The following is a 21,043-nucleotide window of genomic DNA, read 5'->3' on the forward strand; positions in this document are numbered from 1 at the left end:
CGCGCACGTCCGTCCAGGCGCCGGAACCCGGGGGTGCCGAACCCTCGTAAGATGCCCATCGTGAACTCGGCTCTTACCTCCAGGCACGGCGCGCCCGTCGTCCGTCGGGCCGTCGCCCGCGACGCCAAGCGGCTCACCCGGCTCGTGCGCGGCTCGCACGCCTACGAGGGCCGGTACGCGGCGATGGTCGCGGACTATCGCGTGGGGGCCGACTACATCGAAACGCACCAGGTGTTCGTGGCCGTCGACGCCGATGACGCGACCGGCCGGGTACTGGGTTTCTACTCGCTGGTCATGCTGCCGCCCGAGCTGGATCTGCTCTTCGTCGACAACGGGGCACAGGGTCGAGGCATCGGCCGGCTGCTCGTGGAGCACATGACGTCACAGGCGCGTGCGGCTGGGCTGGACCGCGTGCGGGTGGTGTCCCATCCTCCGGCGGAGGGCTTCTACCTCAGAAGCGGGGCACAACGCACCGGAACCGTCGGCGCGAACCCTCCCGCGGTGCCCTGGGACCGGCCGGAGTTGCAGTTCCTGATCCGCTGACCGCCTACCGGAGGCGTCGAGGGCGGGGGGACTCCTTCGGGCGGCAGTGCCGGCGCCCCGGCTCAGCCGGTGCGGCGCACCCGGGCCGCCTTGCGGGCCTCCGCGAGCTTGCGGGCCTCGCTGCTCTTGCGGGACGGCCTGCCGCCGGAGCCGCTCTTCGCGTCCTTGGCACTGCCCAGGCCGCGGAACGGGACATGGTGGTTCTTGGCGCGCGGTGCGGCCGGCCCGCCGTCGAGAGGCCGCCCGGAGGGGGTCCTGGCGCCCGTGATCCGGCTCAGCTCCGCCTCGCCGGAGCGCACCTTCGTGACCTCGGGGGTCACGCCCGCGTCCGTCATGACCTGACCGGCCTCCCGGCGCTGTCCCGGCAGGACGAGCGTCACGACGGTGCCGGAGCGGCCGGCTCGCGCCGTGCGACCGGCGCGGTGCAGATAGTCCTTCGCGTCGGTGGCCGGGTCGACGTTGACGACGAGATCGAGGTCGTCGATGTGCAGGCCGCGTGCCGCGACGTTCGTCGCCACCAGCGAGGTGACCTGGCCCTCCTTGAACCGGGCCAGGGTCCGGGTGCGCTGCGGCTGGGACTTTCCGCTGTGCAGGGCGGCCGCGGCGACGCCGCTGGCCCGCAGGTGCCGCGTCAGCTGGTCGGCGCCGTGCCTGGTGTCCAGGAACAGCAGGACACGGCCGTCCCGGGCGGCGATCTCCGTGGCCACGGCGTACCTGTCGGGCCCGTGCACGACGAAGAGGTGGTGCTCGATCGTGGCCACCGAGCCGGACGAGGGGTCCACCGCGTGCACGGCGGGGTCGCGCAGACGGCGCCGCACCAGTTCGTCGACGTCCCGGTCGAGGGTGGCGGAGAACATCATGGTCTGCCCGTCGGAGCGCACCTGGTCCAGGATCTCGCCGACCTGCGGCAGGAAGCCCAGGTCGCACATCTGGTCGGCCTCGTCCAGGACCACGATGCGCACGCGCCCCAGTCGGCAGCCCTTGCGCTCGACGAGGTCGTGCAGCCGGCCGGGCGTGGCGACGACGATCTCGGCGCCCTCCCGCAGCGCGGCGGCCTGCCGTCCGATGGAAACTCCCCCCACCACGGTGGCGAGCCGCAGCCGCAGCGCCTCGGCGTACGGAGTGAGCGCCTGGCCGACCTGCTGCGCCAGTTCCCTGGTGGGTACCAGGACGAGCGCCAGCGGCTCCTTGGGCTGCGCGCGCCGCCCGGCCGTGCGGGCCAGCAGGGCGAGACCGAAGGCGAGCGTCTTGCCGGATCCCGTGCGTCCCCTGCCCAGGACGTCCCGTCCCGCGAGCGCATCGGGCAGTGCCGCAGCCTGGATGGGGTAGGGCACCGTCACGCCCTGCTCGTCGAGCGCCCGCAGGATCGTCGCGGGGAGGCCGAGCCCGGTGAACGACGTCACCGCGGCAGACGTGACGGCGGCGCCGGGCAGAGGGGACTCGCCGTCCTGCGGCCGGGCGGCGCTGCGTGCCGAATCGCGCACAGGGAACCTTCCTTCGGGGGGACCGTACCCGGGAAGGCGCGGCGGGGATGGTGGTCACCGGCCGGGGGCCCGAGCGGAACTCCGGACGGCGGCGCGGCAAACAGCCGACGGTAGCACGGCAAGAAGTCCGGCCCGTCCGCAGCCGGTCTCGTGACCCCGCTCCGGCGACCTCGGCGGCATCGCCCTCCCTGCTCGTGCCGCTCCCGGTGCCGTCCGGCAGCAGGTACCGCCGCCCCGGTGCGGGGCGCGTCCGGGGCGTGGGCTCCGGTCCGGCTCACAGCCGCTTGGCGCTGCGCAGGGTCTTGGCGTAGTAGCCGTTGCCGTCGAGCCGGGACACCCCGCCGACGTCGCCGATGGTGGGCCCGTTGACCTCCTCGCGGCTCGACACGAAGATCAGGTGGCCTTCGGTGTCGTGGCCGAGGACCATGCCGACGTGGTCCAGGCGCTCGCCGGTGCGGGTGTCCAGCTTGAAGAAGACCAGGTCGCCCGGCTGGAGCTGGTCGATCGCGGCGGGCCGGTCCTTGGCGGAGATGCCGGTGAGCGGCAGGATGTCGACGCCCTGCTCGGAGCGGGCCATCCCGTTGGCGGTACGGGGCAGGCCGTTGCCTGAGGTGTCGGAGGACATCAGGGGGTAGCGGGCGCGGTAGCCCAGCACCATGCGGATGAAGCCGGAGCAGTCGATGGACTTGGCCCGCACGGCCTCCGGCTGTCCGACGACCCCGTCGCGGAAGGGGTAGGGCACCTGGAGGTAGTCGTAGAAGTCGGACTGCTCCAGCCGCAGGTCGCCGCCCTCGGCCCCGTCGGCGTTCAGCGGACCGAAGTTGGCGTCACCGGCGTAGACGGTGCCCCGCTCGTCCTTCTTCTCCGGTGCGCCCGCCACGTACTGGAAGGCGAAGGCGAAGATGTCGTCCTCCTTGCTGTCCTTGTACTCGGCGTACCAGTCCTTGAACCACTTCTTCTCCTCGGCGCCCTTGGCCCAGGGCTCCGGCATCAGCCGCACCCAGTCCGTCGTGCTGACCTTGGACGCGGTGGAGGCCGGCTCCTGGAAGGTGCGGGCCGGGCCGGCCAGCGTCGCCGTGCGCGCGCCGTCGGTGAAGACGGCCTCGATCTGGCCGTCGGAGCCGCGCAGCACCGACCGCGCCGGATTCTCCAGCCGGGACCAGGTCGCCCTGCCGGTCTCCTCGGCGGCGCCGGTGCTGCGGCCGCCCTCCAGGACACCGACGTTGCGCACCTCGGTCACGCCCTGCTCGTCCTGCTTGCGCAGTTCCAGCGTGAGGTAGCCGGAGGTACCGACGAGCGCCAGCAGCACCGCGCCGGTGAGGACGGGCCGCGACTTCTTCTTCCCTGCCATCGTTTGCTCCTCGGTTCTCAGACGGTCGGCATGACGCCGAGCAGCAGGCCGGCGGCGACGACGATGTAGGCCATGAGGGACACGGCGCCGGTGGCCAGCAGCGTGGCCCCCTTGGGCTGGCGCACCATCTGGTAGGCGATCAGGCCGGGCACGATGAAGCCGAGCGTCTGGTTGCCGTACAGCAGCGGGAACTCCAGCGAGAGCAGGATCATGACGGTGGCCTGCAACAGCACGCCCAGCAGCACCACTGCGGCGAACAGCCGCTTGCCGTACAGGATCACCAGCCGCTGCATGATCTTGGTGCCGCCGTAGGTCAGCGCGGTGACACCCACGACCATCGCCGCGCGCTGGAGGTCCTCGATGAGGGTGAGCGCCAGCCAGCCGGGAGTGATCATGCCGCCGGGCGACAGGTTGGTCGTGAGGTAGCACAGCAGCGAGAAGAACAAGCCTATGGCGATGCCCAGGGCGGCCATCTCGGGGGTCAGGGCGGCGGTGGTCAACGGGGTCTCCGGACGAAGGGGTGCGGTGGTCGTGGGCGGGCGGGCGGCGTGCGGGGCCGCCGTACCCGCGGGTCAGGCGCGCGGCCGGCGTCCCCCGCCGTCGTCGTCCTGCGGGCGCGGCGCCCGGTGGTGGTGTGCGTCGGGGTGCGGTTCCCGGCCCGTGCCGTAGGACTGTTCGGCGGGGTCGTACGCCGGGCCGCCGGGCTGGTGCGGGCCGTGGCCCGGCCAGCCGGTTCCGTCGGCCTCGCGACCGCGCCGGGCCGGCGCGCGGAACCAGCCGGGGCCCTGCGCGCCCCGGGCCGGCTCCCGGCCGCCGTCGGCGGGGTCCGCGCCGCGCCCGTAGGACTGAGCCGGAGCACGGGACTCGCCTCGGTCGTGGGACCGGCCCTGGTCCGGGTGGGCACCTCCGCCCGTGCCGTGGGACGCGCCGGCGCCGTGAGGCTGCTGCGGGGTGGGGTGCAGGCCGTGGCCGAAGTCCTGTTCCGGGGCGTACGACGCCGCCGGGCCGTGGCCGCGCGTGGTGCCGTACGCCCCGCTCGGTCCACCCCGCCCGTCGCCGTACTGCCCCGACGAGGCGTCGTACGCGGGCGCCGCGTGGTCCTGCTGCCCGGTCGTCCCGGCATACGCCTGCGCCGAGCCGCCGTGCTGTCCCGCCGCCCCGGCGTACTCCCCTGCCGGGTAGCCGTACGACGGCGTCGGCTGCGCGGGGATGCGGATCACCGGGATCTCCTGGGTCTGCGACGCCTGGTAGCGCTCCTCGTACGCGGTGGGGTACGAGGCGTACGGGTCCAGGCGCTGCGCCTGCTGGGGGGCGCTGGCGACCGCGTCCGGGGTCTCCTCCACCGCGCTCTCGTCCGCGGGGAGTTCGGCCAGGTACTCCAGCAGCTCTTCGCCCTGCCCGTGGATGTTGCCGATGGCGACCAGGGAGGACCCGTCGGACATCCGGCCGAGCAGGGTCGGCATGAACTCGTCCGCCGAGCGCCGCTCGCCGCCGAGGTCGACCGCGCGGTCGCGCCAGTCGGCGGGGATGGCGTCGATGGCGCTCTTGGCCGGGTGGCCGATGACGAAGACGTTGTCCGGCCGGAGGTCGGGGATGATCTCGCCCATCTGCCCGTTGCGCTCCACCCGGTCGGGGCGGCAGTTGACGACGACGTTCAGGGGGCGGCGGATCGCGCCGAGGTCGAGCAGCTGGTTGATGTTCATCAGCGTCGACTCGGGGTCGTTGGCCGCGAACACGTTGGCGAAGGCGAGCCGCTTGCCGTCGGGCGCGACGTACCGCTCCACCGACAGCACACCCGGGTCCGGCGGGGCGTCGTACATGCCCTGGAGCGCGACCTTGCGCTCGACGCCCAGCAGGTCGGCGACGACCAGGGCGATCGCCACGTTCTCCTTGAAGGTGAACCAGCTGAAGCCGCGCAGTTCCTCGTCGGTGACCGTCTCCGGGTCGGCGTAGATCAACTGGCAGTTCCGGGCGTCCGCCTCCTCCTGGAGGATGTGGAAGCGCTCCTTCTCCGCCGTGACGCAGATGCCGTCCTCCGGCATGGACCGGCACAGCGAGCGCGCGACGTCGTCCAGGGTGGGTCCCATCTCGGCGAGGTGGTCCTCACGGACGTTGCACAGCACGCCGATCGTGGAGCGGATCAGCTTGCTCTGGTTGACCTCCTGGAGCGCGGGCATGACGGCCATGCACTCGATGACGAGCGCGTCGGGCCGGTAGGTGGCGGCCCGGCGGACGATGCCGATCTGCTCGACGACGTTGGCGATGCCGAACTTGCGGTAGACCGGCTCCTCCGTGGCGTCCGGGTGGATGAAGCGCGCAGCGGTGCCCGTCGTCTTGGCCACGGTGACGAGGTCACCGCCGCGCAGGGCGCCGGCGCACAGCCGGGTGATGGAGGACTTGCCGCGGATGCCGTTGACCAGGACCCGCGAGGGGATCGTGTGCAGGGCGGCGTAGTGCCGGCGCTGCTCGACGACGCCCGCGACGAACAGGCAGATCCCGCCGATGAGCAGGACGAAGTAGAGGTAGAGCACAGCCGGTCACCTTCCTCGGGCGCCGAGCCGGGGCTCGGCACTGCGGCGGGCCTGGTTCTGCCTGCGGGCCTGCAACTGCTGGCGGACCAGTTCGAGGCTGCGGACGACGGCCCCCACCTCGTCGTGATAGCGGGGGTAGAGCACGGTCTTGAGGTCGCCGTCGGCCAGTTTCTCGGCGCTGCCGGCCAGGGCGCGCAGGGGACGGACGACGACGAGGTGGATCCAGCCCAGGCAGACCACGATCAGGGCGAGCCCGAGCATCCCGGCCAGCACGCTGCGGTCCTCGCGCTCGTACGGGGTGATCTCGAAGTGCTTGGCGTTCTGCCAGCTGACGACGGTCCAGCCGATGTCGGCGGCCACGCCGCCGCCGGAGAAGGGCGCGGCGGCCGCGACGGTGACCGAGCGTCCCTCGCGGATGAGCAGTCCGTTCTCCACGGGACCGGCACCGACCCGGACGCCCCCGGCCCGCACGAGGTCGGTGAGCGAGTCGCGCGGCAGGTCCTCGAAGGCGAGGAAGCCGTCGCTGGCGGCGATGGTCCTCGCCTGGCCGTCGACCACCCGCACCTCGCCGAGGCCGGGTCGGGCGAGCAGCGAGTTCAGGAACTCGACCCGGACCTCGCCGACGAGCGTCATGCCCTTGTGCTCCGGTACGGGTGCTCCGGCCCGGACGACGGGCTTCTTGCCGCCCTCGCCCGTGACGCGGACGAGCGGGGCGTCCTCGTCCTTCCTCTCCCCGGCGTCCTCGTCCCAGCCGCCGTGCGGTTCCGCTCCGGCGTGCGCGACGACGTCGCCGCCCCGGTCGACGACGTACAGGGAGCCGTAGCGCGTGTGCTTGCGCAGGGCGTCGCCGAGCACGTCCGCGGTGGCGTCGGGGTCGTCCGGGTCGATGAACCGGGTCATGGAGGCGAGGTCGGCCTGCGCCTCGTTCAGCGCACGGCGGACGCGGTCGGCGACGAGGTCGGTGCGATCGCGCTGGTCGTTGACCATGGTGGTGGGCACACTCACCGAGGCGTCCGTGCGGTTGAGCAGCAGGCCCACCGGCACGCACCACAGCAGCAGCAGGACGGCCGTCACGGCCAGCGACACCCGCAGTCCGAACCGGCCACGGCGGCCCTCGCCGCCGGCGGCGGGCTCGGCGCCACTGCCGGACAGCTGTCCGCGCAGCCGTTCCAGGGCAGCGCCGACCCGGGCGGCCTCGCCCCAGCGGGGCACGGCGACGGGCCGGGTCAGGTCGCCGCGGGCCAGGCGGCGGGACTCCAGGAAGAGCGCCAGCAGGGGCCGCTGCACGGCCCGCCAGAGCAGGGCGGCGGCCAGCAGACCGACGACCACGAGAACGCCGGCCGCGACCAGCCCGTACAGTTCCCGTTCCTGACCGACGGCCTGTTCCTGCACGACGGGCAGCATGGCCACGACGGTGAGCCCGAGGCCCGCGCCGACGCTGCGGCGCTGCTCGGGGTCGGCGGAGGCGAGGGAGGCGTAACCGGCGGTCGCGACACGCCCGTTGTAGGAGTCGCCGAGCAGGGTGCCGCTGACGCCCGGGTAGCCGCGGGAGCCGGGCTCGCGGGCGCTGACCGGGTGCTGCTCGGTCTTGGCTGCCGCCTGTTCCGACAGCCGGCTCATCTGCTTCTGAAGGAAGGTCAGTTCGTTGCGCTCGGCGTCCGAGTTGAGGGCCTCCGCCTGCTCGAAGCCCTCCGTGGCGAGGACTTCACCGCCGCGGGCCACGACCGCCATCGAGCGGAACGGGCCGAGGGTGACGGCCGGCACGGACAGGCTGTTGGAGGCGATCAGCAACTGCTGCGGGCCGTCCTCGCGGTCCAGGAGCGCCATGGTCATCAGCCGTACGTCGCCGGTCTCCAGCCGCACCATGCGCGGGGTCAGGGCGTGCTCGCCGGTGAGGACCTCCTTGTCCAGCCAGCCCAGAGGGATCGTTTCGCCTCTGGCGGCCAGGACCTTGCCGCTCTCCAGGTCCAGCACGGTGGTGCCGGTCCACTTCTGGTACGTGCGGCTCAGGTCCGACAGCACACGCTCGGGGTCCGCGGCTTCGCCGTCGTTCAGCACGGCCGCGGTGCGGTTCAGGTCCGTGACCCGCTCGTCGATCGACGCGCGCAGGGCGATCGCGCCGTCCTCCGCGAAGTGCTGCTGGGAGCCCAGCACCGCCTTGGGCACGGCGGGCTCGCCGGCCGGGCCGAGCACCTTCGCGGTCAGCCCGGCCAGGGCGACGATCAGCAGGCACAGCAGCGCGATGGGCGGACGCACGCCGCCCAGCAGCGGCATGTCCGCGCGCCTGCGCAAGCGCCGCCGGCCGCCCCGTCCGGAGCGCGGCGCGCCTTGGGTTGAACTCACCGGTGGTTTCCTTCGCCTCTTCATCGCTCGGGCGCTCGCGGGAACCACCGCTGACGCGGGGACGATACGCCGTCGCTATAAATGACCTTCGACACGCGCGAGGGTTGGGCTCCTCGCGCGACAACTGCCTGTGTCGCTCGTCACGTCCCCAGGGAGAGCCGCTCGAGGCCGTCGCCGCCGGGGGCGCCCCGGTTGTAGAGGAAACCGCGGGTGCGGTCGGCGGCCAGCCGGTAGCGGGCGAGCCTCTCCTCGGACAGGTCGCCCGGGTCGTCCAGCGCCTCCTGCACGTCCACCACCCGGTGGTCGGCGACCGCGCCCGCGGGCGCCTTCTCCCCCGCCTCCAGCTCCGGCGGGATGTCGACCAGCGTGGTCCGGTAGCGGGCTCGGACGTTCCAGCCGTCGGCCGTCTCCTCGAACTCGAACCAGCCGATCGCGCCCTCTTCGGTCAGGCCGGTCGGCGAGGAGTGCCGGGCCACCTGGTTGCCGAGGCTGTAGGCGATCCAGGTGCCGTTGACCTTCTGGATGGGCTGCACCACGTGGGAGTGGTGGCCGATGACCAGGTCGACGCCGGTCTCCTTGGTGATCCGCTCGGCCAGCTCCAGCTGCGGCACGCTCGGCTCGTTGTAGTGCTCCAGGCCCCAGTGCACGGTCAGGATCACGACCTCGGCGCCCTTGTGGCGGGCCCGGGTCTCGGCCTTCTCGATGGCGTCGGTGCTCAGCCGGTTGAAGGCCCAGCGTTCCTTCTCCGGCGTGGGGTTGAGGAAGGACTCCCACGAGAAGGCGAGGTGGGCGACCTTGACGCCGTTGACGTCGCGGATGTTGATCTGCTTCGCTTCCTCGGGCGTGCGCGCCGACCCGGTGTGACCCAGACCCACGTCGTCCATCGCGTCCAGAGTGCGCTTCACGGCTTTGAGGCCGTGGTCGTAGGTGTGATTGGAGGCCGTCGAGCAGGTGTCGTACCCCACGTCCTTGAGGGTCGTGAGGATCTGCGGCGGAACGAGGAACTCGGGGTACCCCTCGAAGGGGCCCTTGGGAGTGCCGACCGGCGTCTCCATGTGACAGATGGCCAGATCGGCCTTGCTGACGACCGGCTTCACCCCGGCCATCAGCGGTCCGAAGTCCAGCCCCGCCTGTCCCTTGCCGGTCTTCTCGGCGTCCTCGGCCGCCTGTTCGACCAGCTCGGGGTGGATGAGCACATCGCCCGCCGCGGCGACGGTGAACGAGCGGCCGCCCGGCTTCGCCCTGGCCCCGGACGGCTCGGAGGTGCAGGAGGCCACGAGGCCCGCCAAAGCACCCAGAATCGCCACCGAGCGACCTATACGGAGAGACTTACGGAATGTCACCGCGACATACTCACACGTCACACACACCTCAATCGATCTCTACCATCACGAGAGCATCACGTTTCGCTCGCATTTTCGCCCCAACGGTTTTGATCCTGGCGATGGCCGCCTGCGACCCCACGTCCCCCGACGGTGCGGAACCTACGGCTCCGCGGGCGCGGGAACTCGTCGATCTGCGGAGCCGCATCCTGGACTACACCGCCGGCTTCGAAGCCGATGCCGCCTACACACCACCCGGTGGCGACGAGCGCGAGCGGCTGGCGCAGGGGGTGGGACGGCTGCTGGACGGCGACGCGGCGGCGGCTCAACGCCTGCTCGCCCCCCTCGGCCTGGGCGTCACCCGCCTCACCGACACCGATTCCGGGCGCCGCTACGACGAGATCGCCGCCACCCGGTCCGACGCCGATGCCGTCGACTGGGGCCGCCTGTACCTGACCGCCGATTCCGCGCTGCGCTGGAACGTGCAGGTGCCGCACCCGGTCTCCGACCGGGCCACCGAGGAGCTGGGCGTCCGGCTGCTGGAGGAGAACCCGTCCGGCGCGCTGGTCCTGGCCGGTGCGCACCGCCGGGCCGGGGACGCGGGCGAGGCGGATGTCGCACACAGCGAGGACAGCGCCTTCCACACGGTCGTCGAGGAGCTGCAGAAGCGCGGGGTGCCGGGCCTCCAGTTGCACGGCTTCACGCAGACGTCCGACCGCCCGTACGAGGCGATCGTCTCCGGTGGCGCGGCCCAGACGGCGTCCGACGAGGCCTCGGCCCTGGCGGACCGGCTGGAGTCGCAGGGTCTGCGCGTCTGCCGGGGCTGGTCGGCGCGCTGCCCGCTGGAGGGCACGCGGAACGTCCAGGGCCGCTCGGCCGAACGCCGCCACGCCCCCTTCCTGCACGTGGAACTCTCCCCCGACGCCCGCGACGACGGCCCGGACGCCCACGAGACGGCCGAGGCGCTCGCCGACCTGCTCCGGACGTGGTCGCAGCGCTGAGGCCGGGCGACGGACAGTGCCGCGAGACCGCTTCTCCCCTGATCCAGGCGGCACGGGGCCGACCCGGGCGCCTCTGTCGACCGCGCAGGGCAGCGCTTGCCGCGCTCTGTCCACCGTCGGCGCGTCACCTGGAACGGCGACTCGCACATCGCCCGGGGCCGGCCCCGCACCGATGGGACCCTCCCGTCCGGGAAGCCGTGGACGCCGTCCGGGAAGCCATGGACGCCGTCGGCCACAGGGAGGCCGGAGACCGTCGAGGACCCGCACGGCGGTCCTCCGGCCGGCCGGCGCCGGCGCGGAGGGGGCGGCAACCCGGGGCGTGGTCGGCTGCCCCCTGCCGGGGGCACGGTGAGTGGCGGGTGACCGTGCACGGGGTGAAGCTGGACGTGTCCGCCGGCCACTTCCCGGACCGGCCCGTGACCAGCGCCCCTCCCCCGGTCCCGTGCCGGGCGTCCCGCTGGCGTCCCGGGCCCGCCCGGGACGCCGACGCGGTGGGGTGACTCGAAACGCGCGATCGGGGAACCGGAAGAGGTGCCCTGACCCACGAGGGGAGGCCCGGCGCCCGGACGCCCGGCTCCCTCACCGGAAGAAGGACCATGATGGCGCACGAAGACGACGGCGGGCAGGCCGTGCCGAACACGCCGGGCATGCGCACCGACGGCGACGGCGTCACACGCCGCCGTCCGCTGCGCGACCAGCACGTCGAGGAGACGGTCGAGGTCGCGGTGCCCGTCCGCACGGCGTACAACCAGTGGACGCAGTTCAAGACGTTCCCGCGGTTCTCCGCGGTGGTGCGCGACGTCGAGCAGGTCAGGCCCACCGTCACCGCGTGGACCCTCGGCTACGGCCCCCTGCGCCACCGTTTCGCGGTCGAGATCCTGGAACAGGACCCCGACGCCTACCTGGCCTGGCGCGGCCTGGAGCAGCACCCCACCCACCAGGGCGAGGTGGAGTTCAGGCCGACGGAGTCCGGTGGCACCGCGATCACGGTCCGGATGCTCCTGGAGCCGCAGGGGGCCGCGAAGATCCTCACCCGTTCGTCCGGGGTCGCCGGGCTGACCGCCCGGCTGGTGCGCGGGGAACTGGTGAACTTCAAGCACTTCATCGAAGGACTCGGCCAGGAGGGCGGTGCCTGGCGCGGCACCATCCGCAACGGCCGCGTCCAGCACGACACCCCGGAACCGCCCAGGAGCCGTGTCGCCCAGTGGCCCGTCGGCTGACCCGCGTACCGCACACGGCAAGAGAAAGGCGAAGCGATGCAGAACCCGCCCGGTGAGGAGCCGGAGACCTCCCTCTCCGTGACACCACCGAAGAAGTGGGCGGCCGGGGTCCCCGCCGTCGTGCACGCGCTGGAGTACTCCCTGGAGCAGACCTCCCCGCGCAGGACCGGGGTCGACCTGCTGACCATGAACCAGGTGGGCGGGATCGACTGCCCCGGCTGCGCGTGGGCGGACCCCGCCCCGGGCCGGCGCCATCGCAACGAGTACTGCGAGAACGGCGCCAAGCACATCAACGACGACGCCACGACGCGCCGGATCACCGCCGGGTTCTTCCGCGAGCACAGCGTGACCGATCTGGCCGCCCGTTCCGACATGTGGCTGAACCAGCAGGGCCGGCTCACCGAGCCGATGATCAAGCGGCCCGGCTCGGACCACTACGAGCCCATCGGCTGGAACGACGCCCTGGGCGTCCTCGCACAGGAACTCCGAGGGCTGGACACGCCCGACGAGGCGGTCTTCTACACCTCCGGCCGGGCGAGCAACGAGGCCGCCTTCGTCTTCCAGCTCTTCGCCCGCGCCTACGGCACCAACAACCTGCCCGACTGCAGCAACATGTGCCACGAGTCCAGCGGCTTCGCCCTGAACGAGACGCTGGGCGTCGGCAAGGGCACCGTGAGTCTCGACGACCTCCACCACGCCGACCTGATCTTCCTGGTCGGGCAGAACCCGGGCAGCAATCACCCGCGGCAGTTGTCGGCCCTGGAGGAGGCCAAGCGCAACGGCGGCCGCATCGTGGCGGTGAACCCGTTGCCGGAGGCGGGGCTGCGACGCTTCAAGAACCCGCAGAAGCCGCGCGGGATCGTGGGGCGGGGCACCCAGATCGCCGACCGCTTCCTGCACATCAAGCCGGGTGGGGACCTCGCCCTGTTCCAGGCACTCAACCGGCTGCTGCTGGAGGCGGAGGACGCCCGTCCCGGCACCGTCCTGGACCACGACTTCATCGACGCCCACACCTCCGGCTTCGAGGAGTTCGCCCGGCACGCCCGCGCCGTCGACTGGGACGACGTGCGGGCGGCGACGGGACTGACCCGCGAGGAGATCGAGAAGGTCCGCGACGAGGTCCTGAGGAGCGACCGCGTCATCGTCTGCTGGGCGATGGGCATCACCCAGCACAAGCACGGTGTGCCCACCATCCGGGAGATCGTCAACTTCCTCCTGCTGCGCGGCAACGTGGGGCGGGCCGGCACGGGCGCCTGCCCGGTGCGCGGTCACAGCAACGTCCAGGGCGACCGCACCATGGGCATCTGGGAGCAGATGCCGGACACCTTCCTGGACGCCCTGCAGAAGGAGTTCGGCTTCGACCCGCCGCGCCCGCACGGCCTGGACTCGGTGAACTCGATCAAGGCGATGCTGGAGGGCCGCGTCAAGGTCTTCCTCGCCCTGGCCGGTAACTTCGTGCGCGCCGCACCCGACAGCGAGGTCACCGAGAAGGCGATGCGTTCGTGCCGGCTGACCGCCCACATCTCCACCAAGCTCAACCGCTCGCACACCGTCTGCGGCGACACCGCGCTGATCCTGCCGACGCTGGGGCGCACCGAGCGTGATGTCCAGGCCGACGGCGAGCAGTTCGTCACCGTCGAGAACTCCATGAGCGAGGTGCACACCTCCCAGGGACGGCTGGAACCGGCCTCGCGCATGCTGCTGAGCGAGGTCGCCATCCTGTGCCGGCTCGCCCGGCTGACCCTCGGCGGCAAGGGGGACATCCCCTGGGCCGGGTTCGAGGGTGACTACAACACCATCCGCGACAGCATCTCCCGGATCGTGCCGGGGTTCCACGACTTCAACGCCCGGGTGACCCGCCCGGGAGGCTTCCAGCTGCCCAACCCGGTCAACGAGGGCGTGTTCCGGACCGAGACGAACAAGGCCCGGTTCACCTGCAACGAGCGGGTGGTCCCCCGGGCCCCGGAGGGGCACCTGCTGCTGCAGACCCTGCGCTCGCACGACCAGTGGAACACCGTGCCGTACACCGACAACGACCGCTACCGCGGCATCCACGGCAGCCGTCACGTCGTCCTCGTCAACCCGGCGGACCTGTCGGAACTCGGGCTCGCCCAGGGCGACCGCGTGGACCTGGTGAGCGTCTGGGAGGACGGCTCCGAGCGCCGGGCCGAGAACTTCGAGGTCGTGCCCTACCCGGCGGCCAAGGGCTCGGCCGCCGCCTACTACCCGGAGACGAACGTCCTGGTGCCGCTCGACAGCGTCGCCGACGTGAGCAACCAGCCCACGTCGAAGGGCATCGTCGTCCGCCTCGAGCCCACGGGCGACCGGTCCCGGCCGGCACCCGCCTGACCGGAACCGACGACGCCGCACCCGGCGGGGCCCGCACACGACGGCGGGCCCCGTCGTCCGTCTAGCGCAGCACCTTCAGCACGGCCAGGGAGATGCGCTCCGCGGTGGCCCTGGGGTCTGCGCCGGGGAGGACCAGGTGGCTGAGGGTCATCCGCACCGCGACGTCCGCCGCCACGTCGACGAGAACCTGGTCTTGGTCGGGGAAGCGCTCCGTGAGCCAGGTGCGCAGCAGGTTCTGCGCCGCGTCGAAGACGGGATCGGCGCGCGCGGTGAGGTACGGCAGCAGGCTGTCGGACCCTTCCCGCGCGGCCAGGACGACGGCCCGTACCAGGGGGTTGCGGTGCGCCTCGGTGAGGACGAAGTGGACCGCCTCCTCCAGCGCGGCACGGGTGTCCGGGAGCCCCGGATCGAGGACCTCCGCCACGCTGCCCAGGAACACCTCGGTCTCACTGACCACCAGGGCCCGGCCGAGACCGGCCCGGTTGCCGAACTCCTTGTAGACCGACGGGCGGGACACGTCGGCCGCGGCGGCCACGGCCGACAGGCTGACCTGGTCCCAGCCCGATGCGCAGGTCAGCTCACGTGCGGCGGCCAGCACCCGTTGCCTCATCTGCTTGCGCCAGGCGAGCCGCGGCGGATCGGGGACGACCGATTCGGAGTCGGTGGACGTCGTCGCGTGTCTGGGTGCCGCCATGACCCAAGTCTGGCAGGACCGACGGAGATCGCGGCGATCACGCCTCCATCTGACACACCATCAGAACGTTGACACGGTGAACCGTCTTGTCAGCGCTCTGCCCTCTTGGCACGCTCGGGGCTCCCCTCGAGGTGCGCTTCCGCCGGCCCCGGCGGGACGGCGGGGGCGCATCGAGCTCACCAGGAGGTGTCGTGCCGCATCATCGGGAACAAGGGGTCCGCCGGTGGCGTGATCCGAAGCGGTATCTGTGGCTGCTCGCCCTCGCCGTGCCCACGCTGCCGTTCCAGGCGGGCGGTCTCGTCGCCCTGACCGACGCCGGAGCGCTGTGGTGGTGGGGGCCGGTCTTCGCCTTCGTCCTGCTGCCGCTCATCGACCACGTCACGGGCAAGGACAGCGCCAATCCGCCCGAGGAGGTCATGAAGGCACTGGAGGCGGACCGGTACTACCGCTGGTGCACGTATCTCTACCTGCCGCTGCAGTTCGGTGCCCTCGTCTGGGCCTGCGAGCGGTGGGCCGGCGGTGAGCTGTCGGTCGCGGGGTGCCTCGGGCTGGCCGCGACGACCGGCGTCGTGGGCGGGGTGGCGATCAACACCGCACACGAACTGGGACACAAGAAGGAGCGGCTGGAGCGGCGGCTGAGCCGCATGGCGCTGGCGCAGAGCGGTTACGGCCACTTCTCCGTGGAGCACAACCACGGCCATCACGTCCGGGTCGCCACACCGGAGGACCCGGCGAGTTCGAGGATGGGCGAGAGCTTCTGGCGCTTCCTGCCCCGGGCGGTGGTGGGCAGCGTGCGTTCGGCCTGGAGTCTGGAGAGCCGCCGCCTGCGGCGCCGCGACCGGCGGGTCCTCAGCCTCCACAACGACGTGCTCACCTCCTGGGCGCTGACGCTGGTGCTGTTCACCGCGCTGGGCGCGTCCTTCGGGTGGGTCGTCCTGCCGTACCTGCTTCTGCAGGCCGTCCTGGGCTTCTGCCTGCTGGAGACGGTCAACTACCTGGAGCACTACGGGTTGTTGCGGCAGCGCCGCCCGGACGGCCGCTACGAGCGGGTCTCGCCCCGCCACAGCTGGAACAGCAACAACACGGTCAGCAACCTGTTCCTGTTCCAGTTGCAGCGCCACTCCGACCACCACGCCAATCCCCTGCGGCGGTACCAGACGCTCCGGCACTTCGAGGAGGCGCCCCAACTGCCGTCCGGCTACGCGACGATGATCGTCGTGGCATGGTGCCCGCCGCTGTGGCGGCGCATCATGGACCCACGGCTGCACCGGCACTACGCCGGCGACCTGTCCAAGGCGAACGTCCACCCCTCCGCTGGTGCGCCCCGGACGGCGAGGGCCGTGCCGGGGTGAGACCCGGACCGGTCCGATGCGCCGGGCGGCGGTCGCACGCGGAACCTGTCGCCGACGTCCGCTGCTGCTTACGGTTCGCTGACGTCCGCGCCGGGTGCTCGCTGCGTGTGGCCGCCCCGGTGTCAGACTCGTAGCGTGAAACGCGTACTGGTCGTCGACGACGACCCGACCATCGTGGAAGTCGTCGCCTCGTACCTGACCCAGGCCGGCCTGGCCGTCACGGTGGCCGCGGACGGCCCTGCCGCCGTCGCGTCCGTCACCGCCGACCTGCCGGACCTGGTCGTGCTCGATCTGATGCTGCCCGGCATGGACGGCTTCGAGGTGTGCCGCCGGATCCGCGGGCAGGGCCCGGTGCCCGTCGTCATGCTGACGGCACGCGGCGACGAGGAGGACCGCATCCTCGGCCTGGAGATCGGGGCGGACGACTACGTCACCAAGCCCTTCAGCCCCCGGGAACTGGTTCTGCGCGTGCAGTCCGTGCTGCGCAGGGCCGCGGCCGCGCACACCGCGGGCCGCGACGACGGCGCCTCCCGGCGGATGGGGGCCGGTTCGCTCGTCCTGGACCCCTCAGCCCGCCGCGCCTTCCACCACGGGCGCGAACTGGCCCTGACACTGCGCGAGTTCGACCTGCTGGAGTACTTCCTGCGTCATCCCGGTCAGGCCACGAGCCGTGAGGACCTGATGCACCGGGTGTGGGGATGGGAGTTCGGCGATCTGTCCACGGTCACCGTCCATGTGCGCCGGCTGCGGGCGAAGATCGAGGACGATCCGGCACGGCCGCGGCTGATCAGCACCGTGTGGGGCGTGGGATACCGCTTCGAGGCGGGACCGGCGCAGGGAGGGCACGATGTGGCGTGACACCGTGCTGATCGTCCTGTACGCGACGGTCGGCGCGGTGGCCGCCGGGCTGCTGGGCACAGCGGTGCTGAGGCTGCTGCGCAACCGTTCCCTGACGGCGTCGCTCGCCGTCGTAGCCGGTGTCGCGGTCGTCGCGATGCTCGCCGGGACGATGCTCGTGGCCTGGGCGATGCTGCTGTCCGACCACGATCTGCGGGTCGTGGCGATGGTCTGCTCGATCGCCGCGGTCGTCTCGCTGGCCGTCGCCCTCGTCCTGGGCAGAAGCGTCGTACGCGGAAGCCGGGCGCTGGCCCGGGCCACCCGCACGCTCGGCGAGGAGGGCGTCTTCACCCCGCCGGCCGCCGCACCCACCGCGGAACTGGCCGAACTGGGCCGGGAACTGGCCGAGACCAGCGCGAAGCTGGCCGCCTCCCGCGCCCGGGAGCGCGCGCTGGAGGAGTCCCGCCGGGAACTGGTCGCCTGGATCTCGCACGATCTGCGCACCCCGCTGGCGGGTCTCCAGGCGATGACGGAGGCGCTGGAGGACGGCATGGTCGCGGAGCCGCACGTGTACCACGCCCGGATGCGCGCGGAGGTGGGACGCCTCAGCGAGATGGTCGGCGACCTCTTCGAGCTCTCCCGCATCCAGGCCGGGGTCCTGACGCTGAGCACGACCCGCATGTCGGTGTACGACCTCGTCGACGACGCGCTGGCCGGAGTGGACGCCCTGGCCAAGGAGCACGGCGTGCGGCTGGTCGGCGACGGCGTGGAGCCCGTTCCCGTGGAGGTGGACGGCCGCGAGATGACCCGGGTGCTGACCAACCTCCTGGTGAACGCCGTCCGCCGCACCCCCGCCGACGGCACGGTCGCCGTCTCCGCCAGGAGGGAGGCCGGCGACGTCGTGCTCGCGGTGACCGATGCCTGTGGCGGCATCGCGCCGGAGGACCTGCCGCGGGTCTTCGACACCGGCTGGCGGGGAACCGACGCCCGTACGCCGCCGGCCGGGGCGGGACTCGGCCTGGCCATCGTGCGCGGCATCGTCGAGGCCCACCGAGGCCACGCCGCGGTGCACAACGTGCCGGGCGGGTGCCGTTTCGAGGTGCGCCTGCCCGCCACCGCCTGAACCTCCTGCCGCGTGCCGGCTGCGTCCCGAGCGGGATGCTTCGCCGGGCCCCGATCCGGTAGCGTGCGGGACATGTCGAGTCCTGAGTCGGACAGGGTGGGGGCTTGCGGTCACGCCGCCGGCCCCCTGAACCACTGAGCGCGTAGTCCTGCCGCAGCCGCTGTGCGCGGCGGGACGGGTGTGCGGCCGTCCGGGGCCGGCCGCGGTGACGAGATGACTTCCTCGTGCTTCTCCTCACCTCGGAGCCACTCGATGCCTCTTCCTCTCTACCTGCTCGCCGTGGCGGTCTTCGCCATGGGCACCTCGGAGTTCATGCTCGCCGGTCTCCTGCCGGACATCGCCTCGGATCTCGACGTCACCGTGGGGACAGCGGGCACCCTGACGTCGGCCTTCGCGATCGGCATGATCGTCGGCGCCCCGCTCGTGGCCGTGCTCGCCCGCGACTGGCCCAGGCGGGCGAGCCTTCTGGGATTCCTGCTGGTCTTCACGGCGGCCCACGCCGTGGGGGCCGTCACCACCGACTTCCCCGTCCTGTTCGTCACCCGTGTCGTCGCCGCGGTCGCGAACGCCGGGTTCCTCGCCGTCGCCCTGACGGCTGCCGTCACGCTCGTCCCGGCCGACAGGAAGGGACGAGCACTGGCGGTGCTGCTGGCGGGCACGACGGTGGCCACGGTCGCCGGTGTCCCCGGTGGCTCGGTGATCGGCGCCGTGCTCGGCTGGCGTGCGACGTTCTGGGCCGTGGCCGTCGCCTGCCTGCCCGCCGCTCTGGGCATCCTGAGGGGTGTCCCGGCAGGACGTGACGCGGCCGAGGCGACGGGCAGGCCGGCGTTGCGAGTGGAGCTGGCCCAGCTCACCAGGCCGCCGCTGATCCTGGTGATGCTGCTCGGCGCGCTGGTGAACGCGGCGACCTTCGGAAGTCTCACCTTCCTCGCGCCGGTGGTGACCGACAGCGCCGGGCTGGGCGAGTTGTGGATCTCCGTCGCTCTGGTGCTGTTCGGCGCCGGTTCCTTCGTCGGCGTCACCGTCGCCGGCCGGTTGTCCGACCGGCGACCAGGTCCGGTCATCGCGGTGGGCGGTCCGCTGCTGCTGATCGGCTGGCCGGCACTGGCGATGCTGGCCCACCGTCCGGTCGCGGTGTTCATCCTCCTGTTCGTACTGGGCGCCCTGTCGTTCGCCCTGGGCAGCACCCTCATCACGCGGGTCCTCTACGAGGCCGCGGCTGCTCCCACCATGGCCGGCTCCTACGCGACCGCGGCACTCAACGTCGGCGCGGCGATCGGGCCCGTCGCCGCTGCGGCCGCGCTCCGCACGGAAGCCGGCGAGCTGGGGCCGCTGTGGGCGAGCGGAGTGCTCGTCGCGGCCGCGCTGCTCCTCGCGCTCCCGCTGCTGCCCGCCATCACGGCGGACAGGAGCACCGAGCTTCTCAGGTGACGCGCCCCTGAACCCCTTCGGTCCAGGGACAGGGACGGCGACCCGTCGGGCGCCCGCAGCCACCGGTCGCCCTGCCGGAGCGTGAAGCGGTCACGCTTCCTCCCAGCGCAAGCCGGTGGCCCGGGGCGAATCCAGCACGGCGCCGACGGTGAAGCGGACGGAACGGGCGCCGTCCTCGGTGAAGTCGACCCGGGCCGTCCCGGTGACCTGGAGTGTCCTGCCGGTCGTCCAGTCCAGGAAGAGCAGGCCGGCCCGGGAGTCGGTGACGAGGTTCCCGAGCGTCAGGAACATGGCGTTGCCCGCGTAGTCGGGCCAGACGATCTCACGGGGCGATTCCGCGCGCACGAAGCCGGCGTCACCGCCTCGGTGGCTGACCTCCGCCCCGTCCGTCGAGACCGTGGCGACGAAGAACGTGTCCGCGGCGGAGACGAACGTCTGCTGATCCCGCGTGAGCGTGGCGCTCCGCCGCGCTCCGGACGGGGCCTCCTCCCGGCAGGTGGCCGGGTTCACCAGGTCGCGACGGCGGATGTACTTGGGGCAGTTCGCGAACACCCGGCGGGCTTCGACGGTGATTCCGCGGGGGGTGGGGCGAGCGGTTCCGTTCAGTCGCATGCGGCGGCGCGTGCGCGGATCGAGGGCGAGGGTCCCGACGGCGGTACCCTCCCGCGCCAGGACCTCGGCGAGCGGATCACCGGCGGGAGGCCCTCCCAGCACCGAGACCGACGCGGGCCCGGTGGCACGGACGAACCCGGCCGGGCCGGTCAGCAGCGAGGACCAGACCCGGCCCGTCCCGTCGGCCGCTGCGACGATGAGCATCGGCTGCGACTCGAGGAAGGCCGCGGCGACCGGTTTGATGCCGGACCCGATCGACCGGCCGACATGGTCCGCGACTTCGGTCAGGCCGAGCCGTTGCTGCACCTGACGCGAGCCCGGGCGGTAGGTGTCCACGGGTCTCCTTCCGTGTGTCGGTCGTGGCCGGGACGTGTGACCGGAAGGTCAGAAGAAGCCGCAGGTCGGCGCCTCGGCGCTGGGCGCGGAGGTGTCGTCCACGCCGGTCGGCGCATAGATCTCCAGACGGACGCCGTCGGGGTCGTGGAAGAAGATCCCGCCGGAGGAGGCGCCTTCGTCATGGGCGACCACGCCGTCGTGGGCGAAGCGGGTCCCCTGCCGGCGCAGTGCGGACTCCAGCGACCGGACGTCGTCGACGTGGTCGACCTCGAACGACAGGTGATGCAGACCGGCGCGACCGGGCTCGTAGCCGTCCCCGGCCTGCTGCCAGAGCGTGAGAACCAGCCGGCCGCCGCGCGCGAGGAAGGCGAAGCGCTTGTCGCCGTGCGCCTCCGTGCTCTCCCTCACGACGTCGAAACCCAGTACGTCCCGGTAGAAGCGCAGGGACCGATCGAGATCCGTCACGTTGATGCCCACATGACCTGTACGAAGTTGCTCGACGACCGTCATGGAC

17 protein-coding genes are annotated in these 21,043 nt (G+C 72.3%); 8 read left to right on the forward strand and 9 right to left on the reverse strand.

Annotation, left to right across the window (positions count from 1 at the left end; all coding sequences use genetic code 11):
* Nucleotides 1-51 precede the first annotated feature (51 nt).
* Nucleotides 52-543, forward strand: a complete 492-nt coding sequence (locus Q5694_RS26080) for a GNAT family N-acetyltransferase (RefSeq protein WP_333935800.1) — start codon at nt 52-54, stop codon at nt 541-543.
* 62 nt (nt 544-605) lie between these two features.
* Here the strand turns inward: Q5694_RS26080 and Q5694_RS26085 are convergent, their stop codons facing one another.
* From Q5694_RS26085 to Q5694_RS26110, 6 genes are all read right to left on the reverse strand, one after another.
* Nucleotides 606-1,976, reverse strand: a complete 1,371-nt coding sequence (locus Q5694_RS26085) for a DEAD/DEAH box helicase (RefSeq protein ID WP_333935846.1) — start codon at nt 1,974-1,976, stop codon at nt 606-608.
* A gap of 325 nt (nt 1,977-2,301) precedes the next feature.
* Nucleotides 2,302-3,378, reverse strand: a complete 1,077-nt coding sequence (locus Q5694_RS26090) for a C40 family peptidase (RefSeq protein ID WP_333935801.1) — start codon at nt 3,376-3,378, stop codon at nt 2,302-2,304.
* A gap of 17 nt (nt 3,379-3,395) precedes the next feature.
* Nucleotides 3,396-3,878, reverse strand: a complete 483-nt coding sequence (locus Q5694_RS26095) for a poly-gamma-glutamate biosynthesis protein PgsC/CapC (protein WP_333935802.1) — start codon at nt 3,876-3,878, stop codon at nt 3,396-3,398.
* 72 nt (nt 3,879-3,950) lie between these two features.
* Nucleotides 3,951-5,909: a poly-gamma-glutamate synthase PgsB gene (pgsB, locus tag Q5694_RS26100; RefSeq protein ID WP_333935803.1), complete on the reverse strand. Its 1,959-nt coding sequence runs from the start codon at nt 5,907-5,909 to the stop codon at nt 3,951-3,953.
* A gap of 6 nt (nt 5,910-5,915) precedes the next feature.
* On the reverse strand, nt 5,916-8,183 hold the full coding sequence (locus Q5694_RS26105) for a HAMP domain-containing protein (RefSeq protein WP_333935847.1): 2,268 nt from the start codon (nt 8,181-8,183) through the stop codon (nt 5,916-5,918).
* A 209-nt stretch (nt 8,184-8,392) separates the two neighbouring features.
* Complete coding sequence (locus Q5694_RS26110; protein ID WP_443040942.1) at nt 8,393-9,559, reverse strand: CapA family protein; 1,167 nt, start codon at nt 9,557-9,559, stop codon at nt 8,393-8,395.
* Between the two features lie 137 nt (nt 9,560-9,696).
* On the opposite strand from Q5694_RS26110, the gene Q5694_RS26115 reads away from it, so the two are divergent.
* From Q5694_RS26115 to Q5694_RS26125, 3 genes are all read left to right on the forward strand, one after another.
* Nucleotides 9,697-10,575, forward strand: coding sequence for a hypothetical protein (locus Q5694_RS26115; protein WP_333935804.1), 879 nt, complete (start codon nt 9,697-9,699; stop codon nt 10,573-10,575).
* A gap of 599 nt (nt 10,576-11,174) precedes the next feature.
* The gene (locus Q5694_RS26120; RefSeq protein ID WP_333935849.1) at nt 11,175-11,795 is read left to right on the forward strand and encodes an SRPBCC family protein; all 621 of its coding nucleotides are present in this window, start codon (nt 11,175-11,177) and stop codon (nt 11,793-11,795) included.
* Nucleotides 11,796-11,831: 36 nt separating this feature from the next.
* On the forward strand, nt 11,832-14,144 hold the full coding sequence (locus tag Q5694_RS26125) for an FdhF/YdeP family oxidoreductase (protein WP_333935805.1): 2,313 nt from the start codon (nt 11,832-11,834) through the stop codon (nt 14,142-14,144).
* Nucleotides 14,145-14,205: 61 nt separating this feature from the next.
* On the opposite strand, the gene Q5694_RS26130 is transcribed toward Q5694_RS26125, so the two are convergent.
* A complete protein-coding gene (locus Q5694_RS26130; RefSeq protein ID WP_333935806.1) occupies nt 14,206-14,838 on the reverse strand; it encodes a TetR family transcriptional regulator in 633 nt (210 codons plus the stop codon).
* Between the two features lie 191 nt (nt 14,839-15,029).
* Here Q5694_RS26130 and Q5694_RS26135 point away from each other — a divergent pair, with 191 nt between their 5' ends.
* The 4 genes from Q5694_RS26135 to Q5694_RS26150 all read left to right on the forward strand — a co-directional run bounded on the left by Q5694_RS26135 (nt 15,030) and on the right by Q5694_RS26150 (nt 19,581).
* Nucleotides 15,030-16,190 (forward strand): alkane 1-monooxygenase, encoded by a 1,161-nt coding sequence (locus Q5694_RS26135; RefSeq protein ID WP_333935807.1) that lies wholly within the window; start codon nt 15,030-15,032, stop codon nt 16,188-16,190.
* 135 nt (nt 16,191-16,325) lie between these two features.
* Nucleotides 16,326-17,048 (forward strand): response regulator transcription factor, encoded by a 723-nt coding sequence (locus tag Q5694_RS26140; protein ID WP_333935808.1) that lies wholly within the window; start codon nt 16,326-16,328, stop codon nt 17,046-17,048.
* Complete coding sequence (locus Q5694_RS26145) at nt 17,038-18,150, forward strand: sensor histidine kinase (protein ID WP_333935809.1); 1,113 nt, start codon at nt 17,038-17,040, stop codon at nt 18,148-18,150. The genes Q5694_RS26140 and Q5694_RS26145 overlap by 11 nt, the downstream gene beginning before the upstream one ends.
* Nucleotides 18,151-18,402: 252 nt before the next feature.
* A complete protein-coding gene (locus Q5694_RS26150; protein ID WP_333935810.1) occupies nt 18,403-19,581 on the forward strand; it encodes a Cmx/CmrA family chloramphenicol efflux MFS transporter in 1,179 nt (392 codons plus the stop codon).
* A 90-nt stretch (nt 19,582-19,671) separates the two neighbouring features.
* Here the strand turns inward: Q5694_RS26150 and Q5694_RS26155 are convergent, their stop codons facing one another.
* Together Q5694_RS26155 and Q5694_RS26160 are read right to left on the reverse strand one after the other, a co-directional pair.
* On the reverse strand, nt 19,672-20,529 hold the full coding sequence (locus tag Q5694_RS26155; RefSeq protein WP_333935811.1) for a pyridoxamine 5'-phosphate oxidase family protein: 858 nt from the start codon (nt 20,527-20,529) through the stop codon (nt 19,672-19,674).
* A gap of 48 nt (nt 20,530-20,577) precedes the next feature.
* A complete protein-coding gene (locus tag Q5694_RS26160) occupies nt 20,578-21,039 on the reverse strand; it encodes a VOC family protein (RefSeq protein WP_333935812.1) in 462 nt (153 codons plus the stop codon).
* Between the last annotated feature and the right edge of the window lie 4 nt (nt 21,040-21,043).

The sequence above is a fragment of the Streptomyces sp. AHA2 genome (genome assembly GCF_036857595.1).
Classification (GTDB): Bacteria; Actinomycetota; Actinomycetes; order Streptomycetales; family Streptomycetaceae; genus Streptomyces.